Source organism: Streptomyces cyanogenus, assembly GCF_017526105.1.
GTDB lineage: Bacteria > Actinomycetota > Actinomycetes > Streptomycetales > Streptomycetaceae > Streptomyces > Streptomyces cyanogenus.
In genome coordinates this window covers 1,495,619-1,520,870 of sequence record NZ_CP071839.1, presented here as the reverse complement: position 1 = coordinate 1,520,870, position 25,252 = coordinate 1,495,619, and the positions used below count along the sequence as shown (strand labels likewise).

Genomic DNA, 25,252 nt, shown 5'->3' with positions numbered 1-25,252 from the left:
GTGCCCCGCAACCTCACCCACCCACTCAGCCCTGGCGAACTCGCCGCCCTCCGCCTCGCCGCGTCCGGCTACACCAGCCGTCAGATCGCCCGCCGGCTCGGCACCACCGAGAGCGGCATCCACCTCCGGCTGAAGTCCGCAACGGCCAAACTCGGCGCCCGCTCCCGCACCCACGCCGCCGTGACCGCAGTCGCCAACGGACTCATCCACCTCGACGAACTCGAACTCCCCGACCAGCAGCGAGAGGTAGCAGCGTGACCGTTGCCCCCGCCCTCTGCGAGCACCACTATGAGACGCACCTGCTCGGCGGCCACCCGATCAGCGTCCGCGTCTGCCTCTTCTGCCGCACACCCGACTGGCCCGACCTCTACGAGCAGGCCGTTCAGCTGTACCAGTGGGGCCGCGACGAGGAACTGGCCGGCCGACCGCCCCGGGCGACGCTCAGCGCCTACGACATGCCCCACCAGCCCGCCCCCGCGGCCGGCCCGACCATCGCCGAATGCGCCGACAACGACCGCAGCGACGACGAGGACGCCGGGGCCGGTTCGCTCATCCCGCCGGAGGTGCTCGCCGCCATTCGCCGGGCCGAGGCCGAGAGTGAAGCCACCATCGCCGCCATCGCCCGCTTCGACGAGGGGCCGACCGTCGCCGAAGCAGCCGCCAACGACCGGCGCTGGCCACTGGAGAAGGAGGGCGAGTGATGACCGCCGACCAGCTCTCCCTCGGTGACTGTGACCCGATGTGGTCCGACTGGGAGGAGCTCTGCCAGCGCGGCGCCGAGGAACTCGCCGACCCCGTCGAGCCCCGCTGGCGTGACCTCCGGCATCAAGGCCTCACCGCCCACCAGTACCACCGGATTGTCGACGTGCACGTCGTCGGCGACTGGCTCTAACCACCGCACGAAAGGCACCGCCATGGACGCGCCCGCCGCATGCATCGTCTGTCGCAACGACCTGTTCGACGACGAGTGGGACCGCTACTGTTGCCGCCCCTGCCAGAACCACATCGACGCCGACCTCGCCGCACTCGCCGGGCCGCCCCTCTGGCAGGACACCAAACACGGGCGCCGACTCGTCTCCGGCCTGTTCACCGCGCTCACCGGCGAGTTGGAGCCCGGCACCAGCGCCGGCGGGCCCCGCGTCTCCGGCAGCAAGACGGCGCCCATACCCGCCCGGATGGAGCCGCTCAGCCAGTCCGCGCACGGTGGACTCGTCAACGATCTGGAGGAATGGGTTCGGGACTGGGAGCACCGCGGGTACGCCACCAGCTGCCAGGCCGTCCGCCCCCAGTACCGGATGGACCAGGCTGTCGCCACGCTGCGCTTCAACCTCGACATCGCCGTCCGCAAGCACGAGGCGATCAACAGCTTCGCCGAAGAACTCACCATGATCAGAGGCACCTGCGAAGCATTGATCATCGGAGCTGTGCCGCCACGCCCGCTCTCGGCGATCTGCCCCTGCGGAACCCGCATCAAGTTCCACTTCGACAGCCCCATCCGCCACTGCAGGGGCTGTGGCAGCGACTACGGGCACCACGCTCTCATCGCTCTCGCCGTCGCCACCCAAGCCGCATGACGAAGGCCCCGACCGCGAGTGCGGTCGGGGCCTTTCGTCGTTCACTGGGTCGGCTGCCCACTCCCTGGGCATGTCTCCCGGCTGCCGTCCGGCTTCTGGTGATGCGCGGCCGGCTGCCCCTTCTCCGCACCCACCCACGCCCCACACTCCGAACACGCCGCCTCTAACCGTGACGGATCGAACTGACTGTGCACGCTGGCCCCCTCACTCGACGGGATCACTCACGCGCACCATGCGCCTGCAGCGAGACAGCCGGAAGGGGGTCAGACCAGGCGCACGAAGGCACGCTCCCCGTTGTGGAAGAACACCGTCAGCCCCTTGCGCTGGTCACCCTCCCGTGCCGACCACACGTCGATCCGCTCCGTGTCCGCCGACTCAGCCGCGCCGATCACACCTGCCAGCCACGCGTCCGGCGTAGCACTCACAGGCGCGGCCTGGAATGAGGCCGGCGCACCTTCCACAGCAGCCGTCGCATGATCATGCTTCGCACCCTCCGCCAGCTGGCCGATGATCTGCCAGCGCTGCTCACGGCCGGCCGCCGTCACAGCCAGCGCATACGGGTACGGGCCACCCTCCCAGACGTCAACCTTCTGCACGTCAGGGGTGTTCTTCAGCACGTCAACCAGGAAGTCGCGGTAATCGGCGGGGCGCATGAGCAGCGGTTCCTTTCGTGGGGCGTCAGCCAGTGTAGGAGGGTAGAGAAAAGCGAGCAGTGAAAGGGCGCCCCGCCACAGCGAGGCGCCCCAGGCGCGCAAATGAGCTACAGCTCGGTCAGCTCGTACAGGCTCGGCAGCTCAGGCAGTGGCACCCGCAGCACGCGGCCCAGCATCGAGCGGGCGATCATCTCCCACTCCGCCTCCGGCTGGCCCGCCGGACGCACGAACAGCAGGGTGCCGTCCGCCCGGACGTAGGCGCCACCGGTGAAGCCCGGGTCCGTCTCCAGCGTCGACACGTCGACGCTGTACTCCGTCAGCAGATCGGCGAGCGGGGCATCCATCAGGTGGTCGACCGGGGGATTGCGCTGGGCAGCGGCCTTGGACTGCGTTAAGGTCATGGGTGAACCTCTTCTCTGAACGGATGGGGTACTGATCGCGAGTGGCGACTCGCGGTTGGCAGAACAGGCCGGGCGTGGCGACGCCCGGCCGTTCGCGTTTCTAGGACACCGGGATCTGCTCCCCGGGGGCGTACACGTCCTCCCAATAGCCGAGCGGACCCTTGTCGTCGTGGAAGGTCACGTTCGTGACGAGCACGGCCACAGCCATGTGCGCGGGCACATCGAGCTGAAGCGCGTCGATCTCGTCCTGCGATGCCTGCCGAGCGTGGGCCGTCCTCTGCCCCTTGGTGACCTCGCGGCCCGTGCGTTCGGTGTAGATATCGCCGAAGTAGCGCTCCATCCGCTCCTCCTCGGCCAGCTCGGGCACCTCCGCCACAGTGCGCGGCGGGTAGACCGAGACACCGACACTGGTCGGCCGGCCGTCCTGCCGGAACGTGCGAATGCGGATGACGACCTCTTCGCCCGGTTCGACGTCGAGCGCCTGGCATACGCGCCCGTCGACGACCGAGCGCCGCATGACGCGATGGCCTGTCGAGTCCTCGCCAGCCCCGTAGCGTCGTCCGGTTCGGTGCAACCGGTCGAGCCGGTCGACGCCACTGATGACTACAGCGGGGCGCGCCGCGACGACGGTGCCCACTCCGGAGCGGCTGACGATGAGCCCTTCCGTCTTGAGGAGGTCGTAGGCCCTGATGACCGTCGTTCGGTTGACCCCGAACTGTTCGGCGGCCTTGTTGTACGACGGCATCTCGTCCCCGGGGTTCAGCTCGCCATCGGCGATCTGCCGCCTGAAGTGGGTCGCGATTTCGGCATATCCAAGCATCGCTCCTTCCTCTCCCTTCGCTGGGTTGGTGCTTGACCATAGGGCGACTCACCGCCGTGGGTCAACCGGTTGACGACCGGTGGACCACCGGTCTACCGTCATTCTCGCACCGCCGGAGCTCGACGACACGGCGGCCCCAGCCTCCCTATGCCTTGAGGAAGGAACCTCGCCATGGTCGCGCCTGCCCTCACCCCCACCGCCCCGCTGCCGCCGGCCGCCGTCGACGTGATGCGCCGCCTGGAGCTGGCGCTCGCCGCCCCGGATGTCGTCCGTGCGATCGTCCGCTACGAGGTGGCCTCGGCCCGGACCGCCGAACTGTCCGCCGAGATGGACACTCGCGACCTGACGGGCGCCGAGTTCGACTCGCTGGTTCTCGCGCAGGACGTGATGGCCGCCTCCCGCACCGTGCTCGCCGCCGCCGGCCAGCTGCACCTGATCGAGGTGGACCGGTGAGCGTCTCTGAGGCCTACAAGCGGCGTTGGCAGCGAGCCGCGTACCGGGTACTCGGTGAGTTCCTGAAGGTCGACCTGCCTGCCGTCTCCTGGTCGATCCCCGTGTCCGGCGCACTGGTCGGGGATGTCGACTCGCTGACGTCGACGCCGGCCGAGCAGCGGGCCGCGTTCGCGGCGTGGACCCAGTATCTGGACGCCGACGTGATGCCGGAGCGGGTCGACTCGGATGGTGTGACCCGCCTGTACGCCAAGTTCTGGCGGCACGGCGACCGCGACGGTGTCCGCGGCGCGATCCGCGCCAGCATCTACCCGTCAATGGGCGACGAGGAGGCCGCCCGGTGACCGCCACCGCGGCGCCCCGGATCCCCGCGGACGCATCCGACGACCTGGTGCTGCGCCTGTATCAGGAGACGGCGCGGCAGGTGCCGGCCGAGCAGCGGGTGACCTGCCCGATCCACCTGAACTGGCGCGACCGCTGCGCGCACCTGCACGTGCGCTAGCCCCCTATAGCCGCCGCGCTGGCGGCATCCATCCATCCCCCGCCAGTCCGCCAGCGCGGCACCACCGTCCCATCCCAGCCTGACCAGCCGAGGAGATCCGTCATGCCCGCTTCCGCCCAGACGGCCAGCGAGCACGTCCACCGGTACCGCTGCACCATCCACGACGGTGACGGCTGTGACAGCCACTGCGACGTCACCGTCGACCAGCTGATCGCCCAGCACGCCGACACCGTCGCGGCCGTCATCGGGCAAGCCCCGGCCACCACCCTGGCCGACTTCGTCAACCAGATCAGCACCGCGTCCTGCCGCATGTACGACGCCGGCATTGTCGAAGCCGAATTCCTGGAAGACGCAGCCATCTACCTCGGCGTCTCCACCGAAACCAGCGGCGACGAGCAGGCCGGGCTGATGAAAAAGGCCCGGGACACCCTCACCGGTCTCGCCGCCCTGGTCGACGAGTACCGGGCCATCGCCTGACCCGCCAGACATCCACCCCATCCCAGCCCCATCCGACCAGTGAGGAAGATCCGTCATGTCTCCGTTCCTGTCCAGCGCTGATCTTGCCGTCACCGACCTGGGTCGCCACTTCCGGTCCACGATCACCGTCGGCGACGCCGTCGACGCGAACGTGGCCGCCCTGTTCGTCGACTACGCGACCGCCCTCCGTACCGGCCGCACCGACGTGGCCGGCCTGATCCGGGACCACGCCGCCGCCATCGACCCCGGCCTCGTCGACGAGCTCGACGGCTTCGACTACCCGGCCGCCGCCTGATGGCCGCCACCGAGTACGAGCGGCTGCCGCCCGGCACCGTCCGCGACCCCGAGGCCATGGACGACTGCCCGCCGCAGATCTGGGGTCCGGACGACGACGAGGAGGACTGACCAGCTGCCCGATCCGCCCGTCTCGCACGGGCGGTGAGGGGAGCCGGGACAGTCCCAGCCCAGGAAGGAGCCCATCGTGGCCCGCACTGAAGGAAAGAACCGCGCCGAGCGCCGCGCCAACGTCAAGGCGCTCCGTGAGGCGGACGCCGCCCTCCACGCCAACCAGCGCCGGGAGGAGGCCGCCGGGGTCGACCACGAGACGCCCGAGTACCTGCGGCTGAACGGTGCCGCCAACAAGGCCGCCGACAAGGTGTCCCGCTGGCGCGGCGGCAACCGCTAACCCCCAGCCCCGGCCCAGCCGCGAGGGTGCCGGATCGAATCCGGCCCGGGGCGCGCACCACCAACCCACTCACCTACCGAAAGGACCAGCTCATGTTCGGACGCAAGGCCGCCGAGAAGCTCGACAGCGCCGCCGCTGCTCTGCATCGCGCAGGCAAGAAGGTCGGAGGCGAGAAGGGCGGCCGGGCCGGTGACGCCCTCGCGAATGCAGCGATCGCCCCCGTCCGCCGGCACATCGACACCGGCTGCACCCGCGGCAAGTGCAAGCAGCACTGACCCGCTGACCGTCGACCTCGGTCCGCGTCTCGCACGCGGGCCCTGGCCATCGATCAGCCAACCCCCATCCGTCTCGACCCCGAAGAGGTCGCCATGCTCCGCATCATCGCCGTCGCCCTGTTGGGGCTCTACCTGATCGCCGTGGGTCTGTGGCCGCCGGCTGCGGCCCCGATCGCCGCCGCGCTCACCGGTGCCGCCGTGATCGTCGGCCTGATCCCGGGCCCGGTCTGGCTCGGCCTCGGCGCCATCGTCTGGCACCGAAACCGGAAGGCGGTCGCCTGATGGCACGGGACAAGGCGCACGGCGCCCGCACCGACGACAGCCGACGACCGCAGGACACCGCGCCCGTCCGCACCAGCGTCCCCGGCGACAGCCTCGTCCAGGGCTGCACCCCGAGCACCACCAGCGACCACATCCGCCGGCGCCCCCGCGTCAAGGCCAGCTGACCGCAGAGAGGACTGATCCCCGTGACCGCCGCATCCGTCGAACGGGTCAACGGCACGCCGCTGCCCGCCGAGCCCCGCTTCGAGTACGACCCGGTGGCGCACGCCGAGGCGGAGGCGATCCGGACCCGCGCCGAGGCCGAAGCCGAAGCCGCCCGCATCAAGGCCGAGGCAGAGGCTGAGGCCGAGCGCATCAGGGCCGCCGAGGAAGCTCGCAAGCAGAAGATCGCCAACGACAAGGCCGAGGCCCGTGCCCGTGAGGAGCAGGCCGCCCGCGAGGCCCGCATCGCCAAGCTCAACCGGGAGCGCGAGGAGCAGGAGCGCGCCGCCCGTGACGTCGAGGAGAAGGCCGCCGCGCAGGAGCAGGCCGAAGCGGCGAAGGCCGCCGAGATCGCCGCCGCCGAGGAGCAGTGGCGCCAGTACGCGCTGCGGTTCTACGCCGTCTGCGCGATCGTCGCCATGCCCGTGCAGATCGCCGCGTTCTACAACCCGAACGCGCTGTGGCTGATGGCCGCGCCGCTCATGCTCGAAGGTGGGGCGTGGGTCGTCCTCAAGGGCGCCCGAGCCGCCGCCGCCGGCCACCGGCCGCACTGGCACTACCGGCTCATCGCCTGGATGCTCGCCTTCATCGCCGCCGCCATCAACCTGTGGCACGGGCTGCACGCCTTCGACCCGGCCACCGCGGTCGGCACCGCGTTCGCATCCATCGCCGGCCCCGGCGTGTACGACCTCCACGAGCACGGCCAGATCCGCAAGCGCGACGGAAAGCTGACATGGCGGCAGCGCCGCGCACAGCGCAAGACCGAACGCGCCGAGGCCGCACGGAAGGCCGCCGAAGAGGCACAGCGCGCCGCCGAACGGGAGGCTGCCAAGCAGGCCGAGGAGGAGCGTCTCAAGCAGCTCGCCGAGAACCGCGCCAACGACTTCCCGAAGGTGTGGGCGCACGCCCTGAAGCTTGCGGCTGCGCTCGGCGAGACCACCGTGACCGAGCCGATCTGGATCCGCGCGCACGTCGACATCGAGGGCTGCGAGCCGGGCGACTCCGTCGACATCATCCGCACCCGCAACATGAACGCGAAGCGCGTCGAGCTGGCCCGCGAAAGCCGCTCGGTGAACACCGTCAGCAAGACCGCGAACGCGCAGCGTGCGATCCAAATTAACGGCTCTCCGCGCCGGTCTTCGTACAAGCCCGTTCCGCCCCGCCGCACGCCCGGCGACACGGCCCCCTACCACCCCCTCGCGAGGCGCGCCCACGGCGAGACCAAGCGCCGTTTGAACGCCACCAAGAAGGCCTCCGAGAAGAAGGACTGAGAGGACCCGCCATGGCCATGCCGCTGCCCGAGGAACGGGCCACACTCACCCTCGTCCCGTCGATCGAGTCGGCCCCGGTCTTCAAGGACGAGCCGGCCGGCCGGAAGCCGCTGGAGTCGGTGCGCTTCATCGCCGAGCGCACCAACCGGATCGCCTCCCTGACCCTGCTCCCGCGCACCTTCCGCGGCTACCGGCAGCTCGGCCGGCTGTGGCTGGAGAGGTTCCACGACGACTACCCGCAGATGATCGCCACCGCCAGCCAGGCGGTCCGAGAGGCCGAAGGCGACATGCACGCGGAAGCCGCCGCCAAGAAGCGGCGGGCCGAGCTGCGAGCCGAGTACAAGCGGCACCGCCTCACGTACACCGGCAAGACCGCCGGCGTAGCCGGAGCGGTGGCCGGGGGAGTGTCCTTCGGCGCCGTCACCGGCAGCCTCTGGATCGACCTGCTCGCCGGCCTCGGCGTCTGGGGGCTCGGCGCCTTCCACGGCCGCAACCGCAGCCAGCCCGACGCGGATGAGGTGCTCGGCCTTCCCGCCGAGGAGACCGTCCGCGCCCACGGCTCGGTCACGCTCGACGACCTGCCCGAGGGTGCCCGGCCGTTCCCGATCCGCCGCGCCGAGACCCCGCAGCAGGCCGCGGTGTGCGTGCTCCTCGCAATGGTCGCCGAGGGCGTGCCCGTAGTAGAGGTGTGGGACATGGAGCGGCAGCCGTGGGGCTGGCAGTGCAAGGTCCGCGTCAGCGAAGGCACCCCCGAGGCCATCATCGCCAAGGCCGGCGGCCTGGAGACCCGGTTCGACCTGCCCACCAACGGCGTCCGGCCGCAGCCGCTGAAGGAGCGGCGCGCCTGCGCCATCCTCCGCCTCGTCGAGGGCGACCCGTTCGCCACCGCGCCCGGCCTGCCCTACCGTGCCCCGAAGTCCATCAGCATCACGGACAAGTCCCGGCTCGGCACCTCGGTCGGCGGCGACCCGCTGGATGCGGCGTTCGCCGGTGTCATGGGCCTCGTGGTTGCCGCATCCGGCGGCGGTAAGACCGGCATGCTGCAGGCCATCGGCGAGATCACCACCGCCTGCTACGACAACATCACCATCGACCTCGACCCGCACGGCGACGGCCTGGAGGACTTGCACGACGCCGTTCGGATCACAGCGCGCAGCCACGAGCAGATCGAAGCGGTGCTCATGTTCCTGCTGATGCTGTCCAAGGCTCGGGCCCGGCTCCGGAAGAAGCTCGGCATGGGCAAGAAGTGGAAGATCAGCAGGCAGCGCCCGCACTTCACCGTGATCTTCGATGAGTTCCCGAAGGGCTCCGAGCTGGCCAAGCGGCTCGCCTTCGAGCTCCTCCTCGTCGGCCGCAAGGAAGCCGTCACGCTGATCATCGCCTCACAGGGCGGCACCAAGCTGTACCTGGGCGAGAACATCGCCCAGATGATCGCCCTCAAGGCCGTCGGGCCCTGCAAGGTCGGCGACACCCGCGCCGTGTTCGGCGACGGCGCGGTCGCCGAGGGCTGGCTGCCGCACAAGCTGTCCCCAGCCACCGACACCGACCCTAAAGACGCCGGCCACATCTTCGTCCAGGGCGTACCCGGCATGGCTGACGAGCCGATCGAGTACGCCATCCACCCGACCCCGTCCGACACGCTGCGCAAGCTCGCCGTCGAGCGGAAGGCGGACGGCCTGGTCGACCCCGACCAGGACTCGTTGCGCGCCACAGCCGAGGTGGACCTGCCCGACATCGGGATGCCGCTGCCGAAGCTCCTCACCTGGGAGCAGCTGCTCCGCCTGTGCGACGCCGACCCGAGCGAGGGCGCGACAGCCGACGGCGAGGCACGGATCCTCATCGAGGACGCGGTCGCGGTGATGGAGAAGGAGCGCGTCGACCGGATGAAGACCGAGGCGCTCCTGCTGGCCCTGCGCGACTTCGACGAGGCCTACCTGGAGTGGACCGTCGACGAGCTGAAGGCGGCCCTGAAGCCCAGCGTCGGCTCCCCGGAGACGCTCGGCCGGATCGGTGATGAGCAGAACCCGCGTGGCTACAAGCTCGCGAGGCTGACCGCCCTGCTGTGACCGTTACGCGGAGTATGTACCCCTGATCAGGGTCTGCTCAGCCCTGATCAGACCTCAAACCAGCAGGTCACAGCCGCTCACGCTGCTGCTCACGGCCTGCTCACCCACTGCTCTGAGCAGCCCCTGATCAGAGCAGTGAGCAGCCCTCACCTGCACTAACGCCCGCTGAGCAGACCTGAGCAGCGGGAACAAACCACCACGCATCAGACAGGAGATCACTCATGGCCGGACGCAGCTGGGAGCCCACCAAGAAGGGCGCCAAGGACCTCAACCGCTTCATCCGCAAGGGCACGACCGTCTACACCATCCGTAAGACCGCGAAGAACATCGCGCCCTACGAGGCCGACGAACTGTACGCCGCCCACACCTTCGACTGGCGGTCCCCGATCACCGGCAACTGGATGACCGGCCACCTCTCCGCCGAGGGCCTCCTCGCCCAGGAGGGGACCGTCTACGAGCGGAAGCCGGAGATGCGCGAGATCGGCAGCCCCGGCCCGCAGGTTACCGGCCCCACCTCGCAGGGCGTCCTCGACCGGCTCCGCGGCGGCGACCGCGCCAAGGCCGGCAGCCGCCGATAGCCGCAACCCGACAACCCGACCCACCAACCACCAAGGAGAGCTCATGACCACGCAGTCCGACGCCGTCCGCCGCTTCACCGACGCCTGGAAGTGCGGCGACGACGACACCATCAACCAGATCACGATCGAGATCACCCAGAGCGGCAACGACGCCGACATCGTCGCCATGAGCCGCGTCATGGCGAAGACCACCTACGCCAGCAGCAAGTAGTGCCGCCGGGGCGCCCCTCGAAGCCTGCCAGCAACCCAGGGGCGCCCCGCCACCCATCCACACGTCACCGCGCAGAGAGCAGACCCACATGACCACGACCACTGCCCCCACGACAAGGCCGCCCCGGGCCCTCACCTTCGACGAGCGGCTCGCGCTCGCACCCCTCGCCATCGATGCCCGCATCGCCACCACACCGCTCGACCTCGCCGACGTCATCCGCCTCCCCGTCGACACCCGGCCCCCGGCCGCCCCCGGCCCGTATCGCACCCCGCTCGCCGCGCTCCTCCACCGGGCCGCCGTCCGCATCGAGACCGACGGCTGGGCGACTGGCGCCTGCCGAGACGAGGACGGCCGCCGCTGCCTCGTCGGCGCCATCCGCGCCGAAGCCAGCAGCCGGCGTCTGGCCGACGACGCGTGCACGCTCCTCCTCGACGTCATCCGGCGCGAGTTCGGCGGCGCCGACGACACCGTCCCCAGCTGGAACGACCGCCAGACCAGCCCGCGGCCCGTCCTCCTCGCCCTCGGCCGCGCCGCCCAACTCGCCAGCGACCGCAACCGGTAAGGAGCCCGACATGGCCTTCGAACGCATCAGCAAGATCCTCGAAATGCCCGACGGCTCGTTCGTCTACGCCCAAGCAGATCACGCCGCGAACGCGTTCCGGGTCGTCTGTTCCGGATGCCCCGAACTCCAAAAGACGCCCTACAACAGTGGGACCGGCGCCATGCTCGCCGCCTCTTTCCACGCCGAACACGACCCCGACCAGCGCCACGTGCCGACAAGGGTCTGACGCCCACCGAAAGGAAGAACACATGGCCGTCACCCTGCAGCAAGGCCACGCCTGGGACGCCTACCAACAAGTCGCACACCACCTCGACGACCCCACAGCCCCCGGTGTCCCCTGGATTGCCGCCATCGTCGAAGACGCCACTGGACGACCCATCGTCACATCCGATCCCGCAGCCACCGAGCAGGCAGCCCGCGCCGACGCCGAAGGCAAGTACGAAGCATGGAAGCAACGGAACGGGGCGTCTTGATGGGAATCAGCATCAGCCACGGAGCGCGCGGCCCCCGGTCCGCCCTCACCATCTCCAACCTCGGCCAGCACCTCGCCAACACCCTGAACAGCAGCGAGTGGAGGGAGCTCGCCGACCTGTTCGACGGCTCCTTCGCCGACGTCGCCAGCATCCCGCCCCGCGAAGCCAGCCGCATAGGCGACCTCCTCCACAAGGCCGCCCGGCACCGGCTCATGCCCGCCGACTGGGGCAGCCTCGCCGCGGAGATCGGCGACGCCGCCCACCGGGCCGCCCGAGCCCGCCAGAACTGGGAATGGACCTGACCATGCCGATCCCCGTCTGGTGGCCGCGGATCGTGGCCGCCGCCGACCGCCGCCGGCACGTCACCGGCATGCTCCTCGCCCACGCCACACCCACCCTCGACGACGGCGTGCTGCGGCTCCACTTCGCCGACCCGCGCGTCGCCGCCGCCTGGCAGGAGAGTGGTGCCCAGGCCGCGCTCGAAGGCGCGATGAAGGCTGGCGGCATCGATATGCCGGTCGAGACGACAGCCAACCAGAAGTTCAATCGGAGGACCCAGTGAACACCGATGAGGCCAACGCCGTTGAGGACGACTACGAGGAGCCCGAAGCGTGTGGAGAGGGCATGTGCCAATGTGCCTGCGGCGGCTGCCACGTCTGCGGATGCGACTGCTGGCGCTGCCCCTACTGCCAGCAGCTCCCCGAGGACTGCGAATGCGAGGACGACTAGTAGCACCTACTTGCTAGCTGCTCGTTGAAACTGTAACCTCCGGAATTGATGGTGGAACACCCATCACAAGAGCACTCCAGAACCCCCGCCGTGAACGAGCCGGCGGGGGCTCTCGCGTACCGGGGAGGTGGCCGTGCCGACCTTCCCAAACCCCGAGCTGTACGAGCTCTACCAGCGGGACCTCGGTGACATCTGGGAAGCCGCCCGCGTAGCCGGTGTGAAGCCCGGCACCATCCGCGTCTGGGAGACCAGAGGCAAGATCGAACGGGTGCGGCTCGACGACGATCGGCCGCTCTACCACCTGCCCACCATCAAGGCAGCCGCCCAGGTGAAGCCCGGCCGCCCCAAGGCCGCCTGATGCGTCCCGTCGTCCGCTCTCCGTCCCGGACGGCGGGACTCGCAGTGCTGGGAGGCGGCCGTGGCTTACGACGAACTCTCAGACCGTTGCTGCGGATGCGTCGGAGAACAGTGCTGCAAATGCGGTGAGGCTCCCTGCTCGGACAACGAGGACGATCCGCCGGTGCAGTGCTGGCACACGGAACCGGGTACGCCTTGCGACTGGGACGTCTGCCGTCAGCCTGAGCGGCTGGCTCGCGGGGACATCGGCATCGACCCCCGCTACGGGGCCTAGCCCTGATACGTCCCGCCGCCCGCCTCCGTCCCGGACGGCGGGACTTTACCCGTTCTGGTTGCTGTCACCCGGGGCTGGTGCGACGATCCGCGCACTATCAGCTCCACTGCGGGGGACTCATGCGCACCACTGTGACGGCGGCTCTGGCCGGCGCTATCGGGATCGTCATCGGCGCGGCAGGCTGGGCGGTGATCGGCCCGGAGAAGACGAGGACCGTCGATGCCAGGCCGAGCGCTGCGGCCACCGCTTCACCCACCCTGGCCGATGGCAGCCGTCACTACAGCTCGGCCCAGCAGATCGCCGATGCGCTGCAGACCCACGGCATGACGGTGTCGATGCTGCACAAGAGCAGCGAGGACACCTACATAAGCGAGGTCGGTGGCAGCTCCTACGACTTCACCGTCAGCGACAAGGCCGGCCAGCCCGCACCGGGTGACGCCGGGATCAACATGTTCCCGAACCGTGAAGCGTTGACGTCATGGGTGGAGCTCTCCAAGAGCATGGGTGGTATCGCTGTCACCGGGGATACCTGGGCAGTCAGCCTCCCCACCACCAGCACAGCAGCCCGCACGGACAGCAAGCGCCTAGCCCCACTGGTGGCCAAGGCCCTGGACGGCACAGTGCAGCAGTAGCTCCTGCCTCACTCAGACCCTGTAGGCCGAGCACGGTGGGGTATGCACCGCCTGCCCTGCCCGCCCCTGCCCTACCCGTACCGCCTGGGTGTGGAGGTGCCATGGCCTACAGCAAGGGACGCTCGGGCACTGCGTGGGCTGCGATGCGGGCAAGGGTGTTCGCCGAGGAGTCGCACTGCTGGATCTGCGGCCAGTGGGTGGACCAGGCACTGCCTCGAACGCACCCGATGAGCCGGACGGTGGACCACATCGTCCAGCTGTCGCACGGCGGGGCGCCTCTGGACCGGGCGAACTGCCGGCTGGCCCACCGCCGGTGCAACGGCCGGCGGGCGGAGCCGCGGGAGCCCCGGCGGAGGCCGAGGCGATGGGTATCGGTCGAGGCGACAAGCCTCTGACCTGCGGAAACGCGCCAGCGTGGGGGGAATGTCCGTTTTTTGATTTGATCTTGCTTTGACCCCGCGCCCCCTTCAAAAAAATCTCCCCCCGAAGAAAAAGTTCGAGGGGTTCGATCTTGGTACCGGGGGGGATCATGGCCACGAAGCGGCCGACGGGACTTGGTCCTCGCGGCTCTCGGCTCTGGCGGGAGATGACGGGCTCTGGCTCTCTGACTCCGGCGCACTTGGTGCTGTTGGAGGAAGCTTGCCGTCTCGCTGACCGGCTCGATTGGCTCAACGCGATTCTGGCGCGGGTCTGTTCTCCGGTCAAGGCGGACGACGGAGAAGACTCGGGTGAATCTCCGGCGATCGGGCCTCTTCTCGCCGAGGCTCGGCAGCAGGCGACGGCTCTTCGGGGTCTTGTGGCGGAGATTCGGCAGGCGCAGAAGGGGTCGGCGGCCCCCGTGGGGAAGCCGGCGGCGAAGGCGGGGGGTTCGGGTGTCGCGGATCTCTCGGCGCGAATCGCTGCACGGCGCGGCCAGGCCCAGGGTTGAGTGCGTCCCACCGGCGGCCTACTCGCTCGGCGATGAGGCGGTGGAGTTGGCGCGCCGGGCCGGCTTGGTGCTGGATCCGTGGCAGGCGGATTCGATCCGGCTGATGCTGTCCGTGCGGGAGGACGGCAAATGGGCCTGCTTCGAATACGGCGAGATCGTCGCGAGGCAGAACGGCAAGGGTGCGATCCTTGAAGCCCGCGCTCTGGCGGGCCTGTTCCTTCTCGACGAGCGCCTCATCATGTGGAGCGCCCACGAATACAAGACGGCGATGGAGGGCTTCCGTCGGTTCAAGGCTCTGCTGAAGGGCCTGGGCGAGCCGCTGTCGGAGAACCTGATCGACGTCGACGGCGTCCACATCAAGGTCATCAACACCAATGGTGAAGAGAGCTTCGAGCGGCTCGACACCGGCGCGAGGGTCAAGTTCATCGCCCGGTCGAAGGGCTCGGGGCGCGGCTTCTCGGGTGACTGCAACATCATCGACGAGGCGTTCGCGTATACGCTGCTGCAGCAGGATGCGCTGATGCCGACGATGTCGGCCCGCCCGAACCCGCAGATCGTCTACACCTCGTCGCCGCCGCTGGACGGGGACGACGGCTCGGGCGAGGTGATGTTCGCGCTGCATGCCCGCGCGGAGGCTGGCGGCGACGACTCGTTCGGCTGGCGGGACTGGGGGATCGAGGGCGACCTCGACCACCTCGACGCGATCGACCTGGACGACCGGCGTCTGTGGGCGGCGTCGAATCCGGCGCTTGGCTACCGCCTGTCGGAAGAGGCGGTGCTGCGAGAGCGCCGCAGCATGGGTGACGCCGGGTTTGCGCGGGAGCGGCTCGGGGTGTGGCCGCGGAAGAGCGAGGGGAACGCCGTCATTGACGCGGCGGCCTGGGCGCGGCTGGCGGATCCGGAGTCGGAGCGGGACCGCGACTGCGGGGTGGCGATCGGTGTGGACGTGTCGCCGCTGCGTGACTATGCGGCGGTGTGTGTGTACGGGGTCCGTGGGGACGGGCTGGGGCACACGCAACTGGCGGACTACCGGCCGGGCACGAAGTGGCTGGTGCCGCGGCTGATCGAGCTGCGAGAGGCGCTCGGCCCCATCTCGGTCGCGATGGGGCGAGGCACGTTCGCGTTCTTGGAGACGGCGCTGGACGCCGCGGACTTTCATCGACCGGAGGATCCTGAGGCGCCGCAGCCAGGCGATCTGGCTGTGACGAACGCGGTGGACATGGCCGCAGCGGCCGGCCAGCTGTTGGAGGCGGTACGCGAGGAAAGCTTCCGGGTCGTGCCGAACAGGCAGCTGGATGTGGCGGTGGCGTCGGCGAAGACGCGGGCGACGGGCGACACGATCGCCTGGACGACGAAGGGTGTGCAGGGCGACATCAGCCCGCTGGTGGCAATGACGCTGGCTCGCTGGTCCTACGTGACCCGCTCGCACCTGCTTGAGGGATCCCAATACGACGTCCTGCAATCGATCTTCTAGGAGGGCGTGCTCCATGTCTGAGCACCTGCAAGTGAAGAAGATCGGCCACTGCGTTCCGGTCTCGGGGCAGCAGCTGCTGGATGCAGGGCTGCCGCTGCCGGATGGCATGACGCCGCCGCCGTCGCCGCCGCGACCGTCCCTGTACCGGCGGTGGCGCTGGGCGTACCTGGACGCTGTCCGGCGAGGCCGTGAGCGAGTCGGCTTCTGGATCGCCGGCTACGAGCCTGATGACAGCGGCTGGTGGGAGGCGTGATGGGCATTCGACGTTGGTTCCGTCGCGCTTCGAGCCGGCCAGCGGAGAACGCGGGGCCGGTACTTGTGGGTGACGTGTGGATGGAAGCCCGCGGTCGTTCCACGAGCAGTTGGCGGGCGACCGCCCGCGCTACATGGGGTCGTCGGCTCGGCTTTGTGGCTCATGGATTTCGGCAACTCGGTGCCTGGGTTGTTGGGGTGGAGACGCGGTCACGGACCGAGCAGCGCTCTATCGACTCGGTGCCCTGGGCGCAGGGCGGCGGGGGAGGCAACGGCTCGGTCGGTGTGGACCGGGTGCTTCGCCTGGCCCCCGTGTATGCGGCAGGGCGGCTGCTGTCGTCGAACATCGCGGCGGCACCGCTGCGACAGTTCCGGGAGTCCAGCGGCTCGGTTCAGCAGCTGCCGCTGTCGAGCTTGTTCGCGAACCCATCGGTGCAGGGCAACTTGCACGACTGGATCAAGCGGGCTGTTCTATCGATGGTGTACCGGGGGAACGCGGTCGGCTACGTCACGGCCCGGGACTACCTCGGCTATCCGGTGATGGTTGAGTGGCTGCCGATGGACTGGGTGCAGGTCGTCGACTCGGCTCCCTCCGGCGAGGGGTCCTTTGTCAATCCGATCTGGTACGTGCTCGGCAACCGTGTGGACCGCACGGACATCGTTCACATTCCGTGGTTCACGCTGCCGGGCAAGGTGCTGGGCCTGTCGCCGATCGGCGCGTTCGCCTCGATGGCGAGGACGAATCTGGCCGCGCAGGAGTACATGGAGGCGTGGCACTCGACGGGCGGGGTTCCGCCGGGCACCTTCAAGAACACCACCCAGACGGTAGACCAGGCGGACTCCGCAGTCATCAAGGCCCGCCTGATGGAGGCTATCCGGACCCGGCAGCCGATCGTCTATGGCAAAGACTGGGACTACAACCCCATCACCGTGCCCGCTTACGAGGCGCAGTTCATCTCCACGCTGAAGCTTGGCGCCACGCAGCTGGCGGCGATCTACGGGGTGCCGCCGGAGCTGATCGGCGGCGAGACCGGCGGCAGCATGTCGTACAGCTCACCCGAGCAGCGGGAGATCGAGTTGATCCAGCTGACGCTGCTGCCGTGGATGAGCACGCTGGAGTCTCATCTGTCCATGCTGATTCCGCGCGGCCAGTGCGTGAAGTTCGACGCTGACGCCCTGATCCGCCTGGACCCGCTGACCCGCTGGTCGATCTATGAGAAGCAGCGGCTCATCGGCGGCGCGAACATCGACGAGATCCGCAACAAGGAGAACATGCCGCCGCTGCCGGACGACCAAGGACGGGACTACACCCCCTTGCCGATCGCAGCCGGCGTGTCGATCAGTCCGCCATCGATCCGCAGCACAGAGGATCCCAGGCTGCGTCTCGTCCGTGAGGAACGCGACCGTGCCTGATCGCAACATCACCCGGACCGCCGTAGGAGGCAGCACCGTGGAAATCGAGCGCCGGTACACCTCCGGCGATACCGGCAAGGCAGAACTGCGCGCCGACCAGGGGCAGAAGCGCATCGGCGGCTACGCCGCAGTCTTCAACCGTCAATCCCGCAACCTGGGCGGCTTCGTCGAGATCGTCGACCCGATCGCCTTCAACCAGTCCCGCGGCGACGGGTGGCCCGAGGTCATCGCCCGCTACAACCACGACGACAACCAGCTGCTGGGCACGACGGCGGCCGGAACTCTTCGGATGAGCCTGGATGCCTACGGGCTGTCCTACGACGTGCTCCCGCCGGCCGCGATGGCGCACGTGGTGGAGCTCGTGGAGCGCGGTGACGTCCGTAAGTCGTCGTTCGCATTCCGCACGGTCGCCGACGACTGGTCGACGACCGAGCAGGGTTACCCGCTGCGCCGCCTGACGGGCGTGCAGTTGGTTGATGTGGCCCCGGTGAACACCCCGGCCTATGCGGACAGCACTGCGGGCCTGCGCTCGCTGGCGCACAAGTTCGACGCGCCCCTAGAGGAGGTGCGGTCGCTGGCTGAGCAGGACGAGCTGCGCAAGTTCTTCGTCCGCACCGATGGGCCGCAGCCGAAGAAGGTGCGTCGCGGCATGGCGGGTCACGCCGCTGCAGCCGCTCTGCTGGCCCGCCGTGAAGACCCCTACGTCTGAGCCTCGCCTCAGACCCCCCTAAGACCCCCGTTTCATGGGGGCGGTACGCCGTTCTTGGACCGCGTAGCCGCACTGCCACGGCGTCGACTTGGGCTCTCCCGGTCGGTGTCCGCTCTGGGTGCGGTGAAGCACACAACGGGCCAGCGTGCGACACGAGGCAGCGATCAGCGGACCGCCGGTAGCGAAAAGGCGCCGGCCGCAGGCATCCACCAGGGTGCGGGACCGCGCGGGCTCCCCGTTCGAGATCGATTTCGAGCGGACGAGGAGTCCACACCCATGTCGGAAATGGTTCAGAGGCTTCGTGAGCGGCGCGCCCAGGTCTGGGAGCAGATGAAGACGATCGCCGACCGCAGCACGGAGGAAAACCGCAATCTCACGGCCGAGGAGCAGGGCCAGTGGGACGTGATGAACGAGGAGCTCGACAAGCTTGACCAGCGCATCAAGGCGGCGCTGGACACCGAGCAGCGGGCGAAGGACGCCGACGAGGCCTTCGAGAGGCTGCACGGCGGCGGCCAGCGCTCGGGGGGCTCCGGCGGTGGTCAGGTGGAGCGCCGCGGCGAGCAGCCCGCGGCGCAGGGCGGCAACAGCGAGGAGCTGCGGTCGTTCCTGCGCGGTGAGCGGGGCCGGTTCTTCGACGTGACTCCGGACGGGCCGGTCGACTACCGGACGCTGGTGAAGGGCACGGCGACCGCGGGCGGCAACACGGTTCCGACCGGCTTCTACGACCGGCTGATCGCGCACCTTATTGAGGTGTCGGCGATCATGCAGGCGGGTGCGACGATCCTGAACACCAACTCGGGTGAGGTCATCCAGGTCCCGAAGACGACCGCGCACAGCTCGGCGGCGATCGTTACCGAGGGCAACGCGATCGGCGTCTCTGACCCGGCGTTCGGGCAGGTACCTCTCGGTGCCTACAAGTACGGCACGATGATCCAGGTGTCGCGCGAACTCCTCGACGACACCGGCGTCGACCTGGAGGGCTACCTCGCCATGCAGGCCGGTCGCGCGCTGGGTAACGCGTTCGGTGCGCACGCCATCGCAGGTACCGGTACCGGCCAGCCGCGGGGCATCCTCACCGACGCCACGCTCGGCGTGACCGGGCAGTCCGGTGTCACGGGCGGCTTCTCCGGCGACAACATGATCGACCTGTTCTACTCGGTCATCGCGCCGTACCGGGCGTCCGCATCCTGCAAGTGGATCATGCGGGATGCGACCGTCGGTGCCGCCCGCAAGCTGAAGGACACCACCGGCCAGTACATATGGCAGCCGTCCCTGCAGGCCGGGGCCCCCGACCTGCTCCTCGGCAAGCCGGTCCTGACCGACCCGAACGTGCCGGCTGTCGGCCTGTCCGCCAAGTCGGTCCTGTTCGGCGACTTCAGCCAGTTCTTCGTCCGCTTCGCGGGCGGCGTCCGCTTCGAGCGGTCTGACGACTACGCGTTCAACACGGACCTGGTCACCTTCCGGGCCCTGCTGCGCGCCGACTGCTCTCTCGTCGACCTCACGGGCGCCGTGAAGTACTACGCCGGCAACGCAGCGTAGGCCGCGGCGCATCACCGGGGAGCGGCCTGTCGGTTCGCTCCCCGGCCGTCAGTCACACCACAGGAGAAGTCCATGACCAAGGGGCAGCAAGTCCTCGGGACGGACGGCGCACTGGCAGTTCGAGCCAGTCTGGCCGATCTGACGAGCGCCGCGGGCACACCCGCTGCGGGGACGGTCGACGTCACCAGCACCCCCACCCAGTCAACGATCAACAACAACTTCGCCACGCTCGTGCAGCGCATCAACGCCCTGACGGCGGCCCTGCGCGACGCCGGGATCATCGCCAACTGAGAGAGGCAGATCGATGCGTGTTCGCATGATGACCGACGTGTCCGGCTCGCGTGACGGCCAGCCGTGGCCCAAGCGCGGCGAAGCCTTCGACGTCTCCGACGAGGAAGGGGCGTCGCTGTGCGCATCCGGCATCGCGGAGCCGGTCGGCGACAAGGACCGGGACGTCGAGAGGGCGGTCCCGGGCGACGCGGAGAAGCGTGGCGTGCCGACCTTCGACGGGCCGGTCGGTGACGCCTACCTGCCCAAGGACGGCGGCCGGGACCCCGTGGTGCAGGGCCAGAAGGATGTGGCGATGGTCGCCGCCGAGCCGGAGAACCGGGACGTGGCCGCCCGCGCCGACGACCAGCACCCGCCGCACGAGGTCACCCAGGACGTGGAGCAGGCGCAGGCTGAGAAGCCGTCGGCATCGGCGGCCGAGTCGAAGCCGCGCCGCAGCACCCGGGCGAAGCCCTCTGAGAGCAGCAAGGGGGCGTGATGGAAGCTCAGTCCTTCGTCCTGACGGTGGAGGCCAGCGGGGAAGTCGTTCCCGCTGGCGGCCAGCAATCGGAGGCCGACGAGCCTTGCGAGGAGGAGTCGACCGATGGCTGAGGGGCTGAGCACCACGCTGGTGTCGAACTGGCTGAACACATTGCGGAGTGCAGGCGCAGCGTTCGGCCCGGTGTCGACCTACGTCCAGCTGCACACCGCCAACCCGGGTGCCGCGGGCACAACGGCGATCAGCGCGGGTTCGACGACCAGGATCCAGGCGACGTTCTCTGCCTCGTCGTCCGGGTCGGCGCTCGCCCTGTCGGGGGCGGTGGGCCCGTGGACGAACGGTGGCACGTCGGAGACGCTCACGGACATCTCGGTGTGGACGGCCAGCAGCGCGGGGACTTTCCTGTTCTCCGTGGCGTTGTCGGCGTCGAAGGCGTGGGCGTCGGGCGACACTTTCACGCTGAACACGCTCGGTGTGAGCCTCAGCCCGCAGGCGAGCTGACGCCCTGACGGGGAGGGCTCGTGACGACCTTCACCGACGACTTCAACAGGGCGAACGGCGCCCCGGGAGCCAACTGGGTTGACTTGACCGGCCTCTGGACAATCGTCTCCAACCAGCTCTCGTCGGGGACTGCGGGCGGCACGATCATCATCCGTGCCGCGACCGCGATGGCCACCAACGATCACTCCGCGCAGGTGACGATCGCCGCCACCGGAGCTGTCAGCCACGGTGTCTGGTGCCGCGGCAACACGGCCTTCACCAGCGGCTATCTGTGGCGGAATGACGGCACGTCGTGGGTTCTCTTCTCGAACGTGGGCGGCAGCTTCACCTCCATCGGCTCCTTCTCCGGGGCAGCCGTCGCTGGTGACGTCGCGAAGATCCAGGCGGTCGGCTCGACGATCAAAGGGTTCGTCAACGGCGTCGCACGCGTCACGGTGACCGATACCGCCGTCACGACCGGTACCAGCGTCGGGCTCCGCGCCGAGTCGACGAACCTGCTCCGTTTCGATGACTTCACCGCGGCGGATGTCACCTCCGGCGTCACCGGCGACGCAGCACTGTCCAGCACCGCAACACTGTCCGCGTCAGGCCTGCGCGCCACCGCCAGCGGCGCTGCCCAGGCGGCCACGGCGGGACTCTCGGCGGCAGGTCAACTGGCCGCAGGCGGGTCGGCCTCCGAATCGGTGACCGCAACGCTCACCGCGGGTGGCACGCGCAACGCTTCCGCGGCGGCGTCCAGTGCCGTGACCGCTGCAATCTCCGCTGCAGGGGCGGTCGCCGCGGTGGGGGTCGCACCCGCCTCGGCTGCGGCAGGCCTGTCGGCATCCGGGACGGCGGGATTCACCGACGGCGCGTCACTGGCAGGCTTTGCCGGCTTGTCTGCGGGCGGCATTCGGGGCAGGTACGGCGTCGGCGCTGTGGCTGCGGGAGTCGCACTGTTGGCCGCGGGATCGGTGGCGTCCGCGGCGGTTCGGGGGACGTCGGGACCTGGCGTGACGGCTTCGCCGAATGCGGGTGCGGGCGCAGGGAGTGCTCCGACGGCATCGAGCGGCAAGGTTCTGGTTCCTACGGCGTCGGGAGGCTCCACGTGATTGACCTCGGCGCCGTGCAGCAGATCGCTGTCGATGTCCGCGACGCGGCCGGAACGTTGACGGACCCGTCGTCAGCGACGCTCACGCTCACCCTCCCCGACGGCAGCACGCTCACCCCGGCCGTTCCGCTGCCGTCGACCACCGCGGGCAAGCTGCGGATCGACTACGTCACAACGCAGGTCGGCCGTCACGCGTGGCGGCTGGTCACCTCGAATCCGACGACCGCGTATGCGGACGTCTTCGATGTGCGGCCCGCGGTTCCGGTCGGCATCGTGTCGCTGGCGGATGCGCGCGCCCAGCTGAACATGGGCCCAACGGAGACCGCGGACGACGATGAGTTGCGCGGCTTTATCGGGGCGGCGACGAGCGCGGTGGAGCAAGCGCTCGGCCGGGTCGTAGTGCGGCGCACGGTTGTGGAGCGGCAGCAGGTCGGCCGGACCAGGGAGGTGCTGCTCCGGCAGGTACCGGTGCTGTCCCTGACGTCGGTCGCCGCCGCGGATGGCTCGGCCGCGTGGGACCCGATGAACCTGCGGGTCGACCAAGGGACGGGGCTGCTGACGGTCACGTCTGGGGCGTTGCTCGCGGGGGCCGTGGACTTCACGTACCAGGCGGGTGAGGCCGTCATCCCAGAGAGCTACCGTCTCGCGGCGCTGATCATCATTCAGCATCTGTGGGAGACGCAGCGCGGCGCCATGGGCGTTCAGCTCGGAGGCGACTCCGACAACTGGTCGGCTGGCCGCGGTTTCGCGATACCGCGCCGCGCCCTGGAGCTGCTCGGCCCGCAGCTGCCGGGGGTGGCGTGATGCCGTGGTCCTCGAAGGTGCCTGCCGCGATCGAGGGACTCGTCGTGGCGTTCGCTGCATGGCCTGGCCTCGCCAAGGTGAAGATCCTCGACGGACCGACGACCTCCCAGCAGACACTGCAGGAGGTTCTGACGGTGGGTTGGACAGGCGGCGAGGACGACTCGGACGCGGAGTCCACGCTGCTGACGGAGGGCCTCGGCGGTGCAGCGGACCGGGAGCAGTTCACGATCCGCTGTGCTGCGGCGGTCCTGCGCGGCACGGACGATCTATCGGGGGCCCGTCGCCGCGCCTACGAGCTGCTGACGGAGGCCGGGGCAGCTATCGCCCAGGATCGTCGACTGCGAGGCGCGGTGATGAGAGCGATGGTCGCCTCGCACAGCCTCTCACAGGAGCTGACGCAGCAGGGTGCGCAGGCTGTCGTCGTCTTCGAGGTGTCTTGCGACGCCTACTCCGGCGCCTGACCGAGGCGCCGACATCTCGCCCGTTGGGCCAGTCAGAAGGAGAGACCGCGGATGACCGCGCTCGTCACCAACGTCGTGCCCAATGCGGGGCTCGACATCGGCTCACTGCCCGTGGCAGCCACAAACGGCGACACCGCCGCCTGCGGCTCCGGCACGTTCCTCTACGTCAAGAACACCAACGCCAGCGCATGCACGGTGACGCTGACGACACCGGGGCAAATCGACGGCCGCCTCGCCGTGGCGGACTCGACGTTCAGCGTCGCCGCGAACACGGGCATCGGGGTCATTCCGCTGATCTACAACCTGTACGCGGACCCGACGACGGGGCTAGCCACCATCACCTACTCCGTGACCAGCGGCGTCTCCGTAGCGGTGGTGAGGGTCCCGTGAACCAGACGATCACCATGCGACACCCGACCCTGCCCGCCGATCAGGAAATCGTGGTCCCCAAGGACGCGATGCCGCACTACACGGCCGCGGGCTGGCAGCTGGTACCGCAGGAGGAACTCGACGAGCGGGCCGCAAGGGCGAAGGCCGCAGCCGAGGAGTCGGCCGATAAGCAGACCACCGACGAGCCGGAGCAGCCACAGCCGGCGGATGAACCCACCGACAGGCCGGCGCGGTCGCGCACCAAGGCGGCCCCCAAGAAGGACGAGGAGAGCTGAGACATGGTCGCCACGCCGATTGCCGCAACCAGCCGGTACATCCCGCCGGGCACGACCCGCTACTACTGGGTCGCGTCCATCTCGAACTACCAGTCGCCGACCCGCGCGGAGCTCAACGCCGGCAGCGACCTGACCGCAGAGATCTCCGCAGTGTCCGGGTTCGCCACCAACAGCGACCAGCAGGACACCCCCGACCTCGGTTCTCGCTTCACCGGCAAGATCCCTGGCCGGATCACCGCCGACGACTCCAGCATCACGATGTACGCGTCGTCGACATCGTCGGACGCCCGCACGCTGATGCCGCGGGACACTGCCGGCTACATCGTCATCTTCCCGGAGGGCGACATCACCGGGCAGAAGATGGACGTCTTCCCCGTCAAGGTCACCGGCGTCCCCAAGAGCCGCGACGTCGAGAACCCGGCCGCCATGACGTTCCAGTTCGCCATCACCAAGATCCCGGCCGAGAACGTCACCATCCCGTGAGTCTCCCGCACGTACCCGACTCTGTATCCCGGCACACCGTCATGGCCATCTGCGAGCACCTGGAACTTGATCCCAAGCTGGTCGAGTCGCTGGAGTTCAGCACCTACGGCCTGTACGTCGCGTTCCATGCCACCAATAGCGCGGGGCGCCGCCTGTCCGATGGTAGCGGCGTAGCCCGGCACCGCATCTACATCCCGTACACGGAGGAAGGTGCGCTGTGATCGAGATCCGCACGGGCGAGGAGCTTCGACGCATCAGCGCCCAGTTGCGGCGGCTGGACAACCCGGAGCTCAAGAAGCGGTTCCGGAAGGAGCTGCGGGCTGTGGCCAAGCCGCTGGTGCCGCTCGTCCGGGAGTCCATCCGGAACATCCCGTCCAAGCGGGGCTACAGCCCCGAGGGCTTGCGCGCCCAGATGGCGAAGGCCGTCCGGGTCGAGGTCCGCACGACTGGCAAGGATGCGAACGTGTCGATCCGTGTGGACGGCCGCAAGATGCCCACCCACATGCGATCCCTGCCGTCTATGGCCGAAGGCAAGAAGCGCTGGCGTCACCCCGTCTTCGGTAACCGTGAGGTCTGGGTCACCCAGACTTCACGCCCCTACTTCTACAAGGTGGTCCGGCCCGCCGGCGCCGCCTCCCGCCGAGCTGTCAACCGCGTGCTCGACGGCATCACCCGAGACATTTCCTAGGAGCAC

The 25,252-nt window shown here is 69.2% G+C and carries 44 protein-coding genes; 41 read left to right on the top strand and 3 right to left on the bottom strand.

The genetic code is table 11. The features are described from left to right. Genes S1361_RS06620 through S1361_RS06605 form a run of 4 tightly spaced genes read left to right on the top strand, consistent with a single transcriptional unit; the run spans position 1 to position 1,574 of the window. Positions 1 to 258: a response regulator transcription factor gene (locus S1361_RS06620; RefSeq protein ID WP_208030901.1), complete on the top strand. Its 258-nt coding sequence runs from the start codon at positions 1 to 3 to the stop codon at positions 256 to 258. After that, on the top strand, positions 255 to 701 hold the full coding sequence (locus tag S1361_RS06615; RefSeq protein WP_208030900.1) for a hypothetical protein: 447 nt from the start codon (positions 255 to 257) through the stop codon (positions 699 to 701). The genes S1361_RS06620 and S1361_RS06615 overlap by 4 nt, the downstream gene beginning before the upstream one ends. Beyond that, complete coding sequence (locus S1361_RS06610) at positions 701 to 892, top strand: hypothetical protein (protein ID WP_208030899.1); 192 nt, start codon at positions 701 to 703, stop codon at positions 890 to 892. Before S1361_RS06615 ends, S1361_RS06610 begins: the two co-directional genes overlap by 1 nt. 22 nt (positions 893 to 914) lie before the next feature. Beyond that, a complete protein-coding gene (locus S1361_RS06605; RefSeq protein ID WP_208030898.1) occupies positions 915 to 1,574 on the top strand; it encodes a hypothetical protein in 660 nt (219 codons plus the stop codon). 263 nt (positions 1,575 to 1,837) lie between these two features. Here S1361_RS06605 and S1361_RS06600 read toward each other — a convergent pair whose 3' ends face one another. The 3 genes from S1361_RS06600 to S1361_RS06590 all read right to left on the bottom strand — a co-directional run bounded on the left by S1361_RS06600 (position 1,838) and on the right by S1361_RS06590 (position 3,448). Beyond that, entirely contained in the window at positions 1,838 to 2,227 is a 390-nt protein-coding gene (locus S1361_RS06600) for a hypothetical protein (protein ID WP_208030897.1), read from the bottom strand. 107 nt (positions 2,228 to 2,334) lie between these two features. Further along, positions 2,335 to 2,628 carry a hypothetical protein gene (locus tag S1361_RS06595; RefSeq protein WP_208030896.1) on the bottom strand — a complete coding sequence of 98 codons (294 nt, stop codon included), beginning with the start codon at positions 2,626 to 2,628 and terminating at the stop codon, positions 2,335 to 2,337. Between the two features lie 100 nt (positions 2,629 to 2,728). Continuing rightward, positions 2,729 to 3,448: a GntR family transcriptional regulator gene (locus S1361_RS06590; protein ID WP_208030895.1), complete on the bottom strand. Its 720-nt coding sequence runs from the start codon at positions 3,446 to 3,448 to the stop codon at positions 2,729 to 2,731. A 171-nt stretch (positions 3,449 to 3,619) separates the two neighbouring features. Here S1361_RS06590 and S1361_RS06585 point away from each other — a divergent pair, with 171 nt between their 5' ends. The 37 genes from S1361_RS06585 to S1361_RS39845 all read left to right on the top strand — a co-directional run bounded on the left by S1361_RS06585 (position 3,620) and on the right by S1361_RS39845 (position 25,246). Beyond that, positions 3,620 to 3,901, top strand: a complete 282-nt coding sequence (locus tag S1361_RS06585; protein WP_208030894.1) for a hypothetical protein — start codon at positions 3,620 to 3,622, stop codon at positions 3,899 to 3,901. Continuing rightward, complete coding sequence (locus tag S1361_RS06580; RefSeq protein ID WP_208030893.1) at positions 3,898 to 4,242, top strand: hypothetical protein; 345 nt, start codon at positions 3,898 to 3,900, stop codon at positions 4,240 to 4,242. Before S1361_RS06585 ends, S1361_RS06580 begins: the two co-directional genes overlap by 4 nt. Further along, positions 4,239 to 4,400 carry a hypothetical protein gene (locus S1361_RS06575; RefSeq protein WP_208030892.1) on the top strand — a complete coding sequence of 54 codons (162 nt, stop codon included), beginning with the start codon at positions 4,239 to 4,241 and terminating at the stop codon, positions 4,398 to 4,400. The genes S1361_RS06580 and S1361_RS06575 overlap by 4 nt, the downstream gene beginning before the upstream one ends. A 102-nt stretch (positions 4,401 to 4,502) precedes the next feature. Continuing rightward, complete coding sequence (locus S1361_RS06570) at positions 4,503 to 4,877, top strand: hypothetical protein (protein WP_208030891.1); 375 nt, start codon at positions 4,503 to 4,505, stop codon at positions 4,875 to 4,877. Between the two features lie 55 nt (positions 4,878 to 4,932). After that, complete coding sequence (locus S1361_RS06565) at positions 4,933 to 5,172, top strand: hypothetical protein (protein ID WP_208030890.1); 240 nt, start codon at positions 4,933 to 4,935, stop codon at positions 5,170 to 5,172. 186 nt (positions 5,173 to 5,358) lie between these two features. Continuing rightward, positions 5,359 to 5,562, top strand: coding sequence for a hypothetical protein (locus S1361_RS06560; RefSeq protein ID WP_208030889.1), 204 nt, complete (start codon positions 5,359 to 5,361; stop codon positions 5,560 to 5,562). A gap of 92 nt (positions 5,563 to 5,654) precedes the next feature. After that, complete coding sequence (locus tag S1361_RS06555; RefSeq protein WP_208030888.1) at positions 5,655 to 5,837, top strand: hypothetical protein; 183 nt, start codon at positions 5,655 to 5,657, stop codon at positions 5,835 to 5,837. Positions 5,838 to 5,930: 93 nt separating this feature from the next. After that, positions 5,931 to 6,119, top strand: coding sequence for a hypothetical protein (locus S1361_RS06550; RefSeq protein WP_208030887.1), 189 nt, complete (start codon positions 5,931 to 5,933; stop codon positions 6,117 to 6,119). Next, positions 6,119 to 6,283 (top strand): hypothetical protein, encoded by a 165-nt coding sequence (locus S1361_RS06545; protein ID WP_208030886.1) that lies wholly within the window; start codon positions 6,119 to 6,121, stop codon positions 6,281 to 6,283. The genes S1361_RS06550 and S1361_RS06545 overlap by 1 nt, the downstream gene beginning before the upstream one ends. A 21-nt stretch (positions 6,284 to 6,304) precedes the next feature. Further along, positions 6,305 to 7,591: a hypothetical protein gene (locus S1361_RS06540; protein WP_208030885.1), complete on the top strand. Its 1,287-nt coding sequence runs from the start codon at positions 6,305 to 6,307 to the stop codon at positions 7,589 to 7,591. Between the two features lie 11 nt (positions 7,592 to 7,602). Beyond that, the gene (locus S1361_RS06535; protein ID WP_208030884.1) at positions 7,603 to 9,657 is read left to right on the top strand and encodes a hypothetical protein; all 2,055 of its coding nucleotides are present in this window, start codon (positions 7,603 to 7,605) and stop codon (positions 9,655 to 9,657) included. 221 nt (positions 9,658 to 9,878) lie between these two features. Further along, positions 9,879 to 10,235, top strand: a complete 357-nt coding sequence (locus S1361_RS06530; protein ID WP_208030883.1) for a hypothetical protein — start codon at positions 9,879 to 9,881, stop codon at positions 10,233 to 10,235. 43 nt (positions 10,236 to 10,278) lie between these two features. After that, the gene (locus S1361_RS06525) at positions 10,279 to 10,446 is read left to right on the top strand and encodes a hypothetical protein (RefSeq protein WP_208030882.1); all 168 of its coding nucleotides are present in this window, start codon (positions 10,279 to 10,281) and stop codon (positions 10,444 to 10,446) included. 88 nt (positions 10,447 to 10,534) lie between these two features. Continuing rightward, the gene (locus S1361_RS06520) at positions 10,535 to 11,008 is read left to right on the top strand and encodes a DUF6197 family protein (protein WP_208030881.1); all 474 of its coding nucleotides are present in this window, start codon (positions 10,535 to 10,537) and stop codon (positions 11,006 to 11,008) included. A 10-nt stretch (positions 11,009 to 11,018) separates the two neighbouring features. After that, positions 11,019 to 11,234 carry a hypothetical protein gene (locus S1361_RS06515; RefSeq protein ID WP_208030880.1) on the top strand — a complete coding sequence of 72 codons (216 nt, stop codon included), beginning with the start codon at positions 11,019 to 11,021 and terminating at the stop codon, positions 11,232 to 11,234. Between the two features lie 22 nt (positions 11,235 to 11,256). Continuing rightward, entirely contained in the window at positions 11,257 to 11,481 is a 225-nt protein-coding gene (locus tag S1361_RS06510) for a hypothetical protein (RefSeq protein ID WP_208030879.1), read from the top strand. Next, positions 11,481 to 11,783: a DUF7739 domain-containing protein gene (locus S1361_RS06505; RefSeq protein WP_208030878.1), complete on the top strand. Its 303-nt coding sequence runs from the start codon at positions 11,481 to 11,483 to the stop codon at positions 11,781 to 11,783. The genes S1361_RS06510 and S1361_RS06505 overlap by 1 nt, the downstream gene beginning before the upstream one ends. Before the next feature lie 2 nt (positions 11,784 to 11,785). After that, a complete protein-coding gene (locus S1361_RS06500; RefSeq protein ID WP_208030877.1) occupies positions 11,786 to 12,043 on the top strand; it encodes a hypothetical protein in 258 nt (85 codons plus the stop codon). Positions 12,044 to 12,343: 300 nt separating this feature from the next. Further along, positions 12,344 to 12,568, top strand: coding sequence for a MerR family transcriptional regulator (locus S1361_RS06495; RefSeq protein ID WP_208030876.1), 225 nt, complete (start codon positions 12,344 to 12,346; stop codon positions 12,566 to 12,568). Between the two features lie 392 nt (positions 12,569 to 12,960). Beyond that, positions 12,961 to 13,473: a hypothetical protein gene (locus S1361_RS06490; protein WP_208030875.1), complete on the top strand. Its 513-nt coding sequence runs from the start codon at positions 12,961 to 12,963 to the stop codon at positions 13,471 to 13,473. 101 nt (positions 13,474 to 13,574) lie between these two features. After that, positions 13,575 to 13,868 (top strand): HNH endonuclease, encoded by a 294-nt coding sequence (locus tag S1361_RS40260; protein ID WP_208030874.1) that lies wholly within the window; start codon positions 13,575 to 13,577, stop codon positions 13,866 to 13,868. A gap of 477 nt (positions 13,869 to 14,345) precedes the next feature. After that, positions 14,346 to 15,875 carry a hypothetical protein gene (locus S1361_RS06480; RefSeq protein WP_208030873.1) on the top strand — a complete coding sequence of 510 codons (1,530 nt, stop codon included), beginning with the start codon at positions 14,346 to 14,348 and terminating at the stop codon, positions 15,873 to 15,875. A 13-nt stretch (positions 15,876 to 15,888) separates the two neighbouring features. Beyond that, complete coding sequence (locus tag S1361_RS06475; protein WP_208030872.1) at positions 15,889 to 16,128, top strand: hypothetical protein; 240 nt, start codon at positions 15,889 to 15,891, stop codon at positions 16,126 to 16,128. A gap of 239 nt (positions 16,129 to 16,367) precedes the next feature. Beyond that, positions 16,368 to 17,540, top strand: a complete 1,173-nt coding sequence (locus tag S1361_RS06470; protein WP_208030871.1) for a phage portal protein — start codon at positions 16,368 to 16,370, stop codon at positions 17,538 to 17,540. Continuing rightward, on the top strand, positions 17,533 to 18,249 hold the full coding sequence (locus tag S1361_RS06465; RefSeq protein ID WP_208030870.1) for an HK97 family phage prohead protease: 717 nt from the start codon (positions 17,533 to 17,535) through the stop codon (positions 18,247 to 18,249). The genes S1361_RS06470 and S1361_RS06465 overlap by 8 nt, the downstream gene beginning before the upstream one ends. Positions 18,250 to 18,525: 276 nt before the next feature. Next, positions 18,526 to 19,788, top strand: a complete 1,263-nt coding sequence (locus tag S1361_RS06460; RefSeq protein ID WP_208030869.1) for a phage major capsid protein — start codon at positions 18,526 to 18,528, stop codon at positions 19,786 to 19,788. Between the two features lie 72 nt (positions 19,789 to 19,860). Then, on the top strand, positions 19,861 to 20,079 hold the full coding sequence (locus S1361_RS06455; RefSeq protein ID WP_208030868.1) for a hypothetical protein: 219 nt from the start codon (positions 19,861 to 19,863) through the stop codon (positions 20,077 to 20,079). Positions 20,080 to 20,116: 37 nt separating this feature from the next. Beyond that, positions 20,117 to 20,554 carry a hypothetical protein gene (locus tag S1361_RS06450; RefSeq protein ID WP_208030867.1) on the top strand — a complete coding sequence of 146 codons (438 nt, stop codon included), beginning with the start codon at positions 20,117 to 20,119 and terminating at the stop codon, positions 20,552 to 20,554. Between the two features lie 105 nt (positions 20,555 to 20,659). Further along, entirely contained in the window at positions 20,660 to 21,055 is a 396-nt protein-coding gene (locus S1361_RS40255; RefSeq protein WP_425086593.1) for a phage tail fiber protein, read from the top strand. A 20-nt stretch (positions 21,056 to 21,075) separates the two neighbouring features. Continuing rightward, entirely contained in the window at positions 21,076 to 22,146 is a 1,071-nt protein-coding gene (locus tag S1361_RS06440) for a hypothetical protein (protein WP_208030865.1), read from the top strand. Beyond that, positions 22,143 to 22,949, top strand: coding sequence for a head-tail connector protein (locus tag S1361_RS06435; protein ID WP_208030864.1), 807 nt, complete (start codon positions 22,143 to 22,145; stop codon positions 22,947 to 22,949). The genes S1361_RS06440 and S1361_RS06435 overlap by 4 nt, the downstream gene beginning before the upstream one ends. Beyond that, positions 22,949 to 23,410, top strand: coding sequence for a hypothetical protein (locus S1361_RS06430; RefSeq protein WP_208030863.1), 462 nt, complete (start codon positions 22,949 to 22,951; stop codon positions 23,408 to 23,410). Before S1361_RS06435 ends, S1361_RS06430 begins: the two co-directional genes overlap by 1 nt. 51 nt (positions 23,411 to 23,461) lie before the next feature. Next, positions 23,462 to 23,800: a hypothetical protein gene (locus S1361_RS06425; protein ID WP_208030862.1), complete on the top strand. Its 339-nt coding sequence runs from the start codon at positions 23,462 to 23,464 to the stop codon at positions 23,798 to 23,800. After that, on the top strand, positions 23,797 to 24,075 hold the full coding sequence (locus tag S1361_RS06420; RefSeq protein ID WP_208030861.1) for a hypothetical protein: 279 nt from the start codon (positions 23,797 to 23,799) through the stop codon (positions 24,073 to 24,075). Before S1361_RS06425 ends, S1361_RS06420 begins: the two co-directional genes overlap by 4 nt. Before the next feature lie 3 nt (positions 24,076 to 24,078). Next, entirely contained in the window at positions 24,079 to 24,558 is a 480-nt protein-coding gene (locus tag S1361_RS06415) for a phage tail tube protein (protein WP_208030860.1), read from the top strand. Then, the gene (locus S1361_RS06410; RefSeq protein WP_208030859.1) at positions 24,555 to 24,779 is read left to right on the top strand and encodes a hypothetical protein; all 225 of its coding nucleotides are present in this window, start codon (positions 24,555 to 24,557) and stop codon (positions 24,777 to 24,779) included. Before S1361_RS06415 ends, S1361_RS06410 begins: the two co-directional genes overlap by 4 nt. Then, positions 24,776 to 25,246, top strand: coding sequence for a hypothetical protein (locus tag S1361_RS39845; protein ID WP_208030858.1), 471 nt, complete (start codon positions 24,776 to 24,778; stop codon positions 25,244 to 25,246). Before S1361_RS06410 ends, S1361_RS39845 begins: the two co-directional genes overlap by 4 nt. Positions 25,247 to 25,252 lie beyond the last annotated feature (6 nt).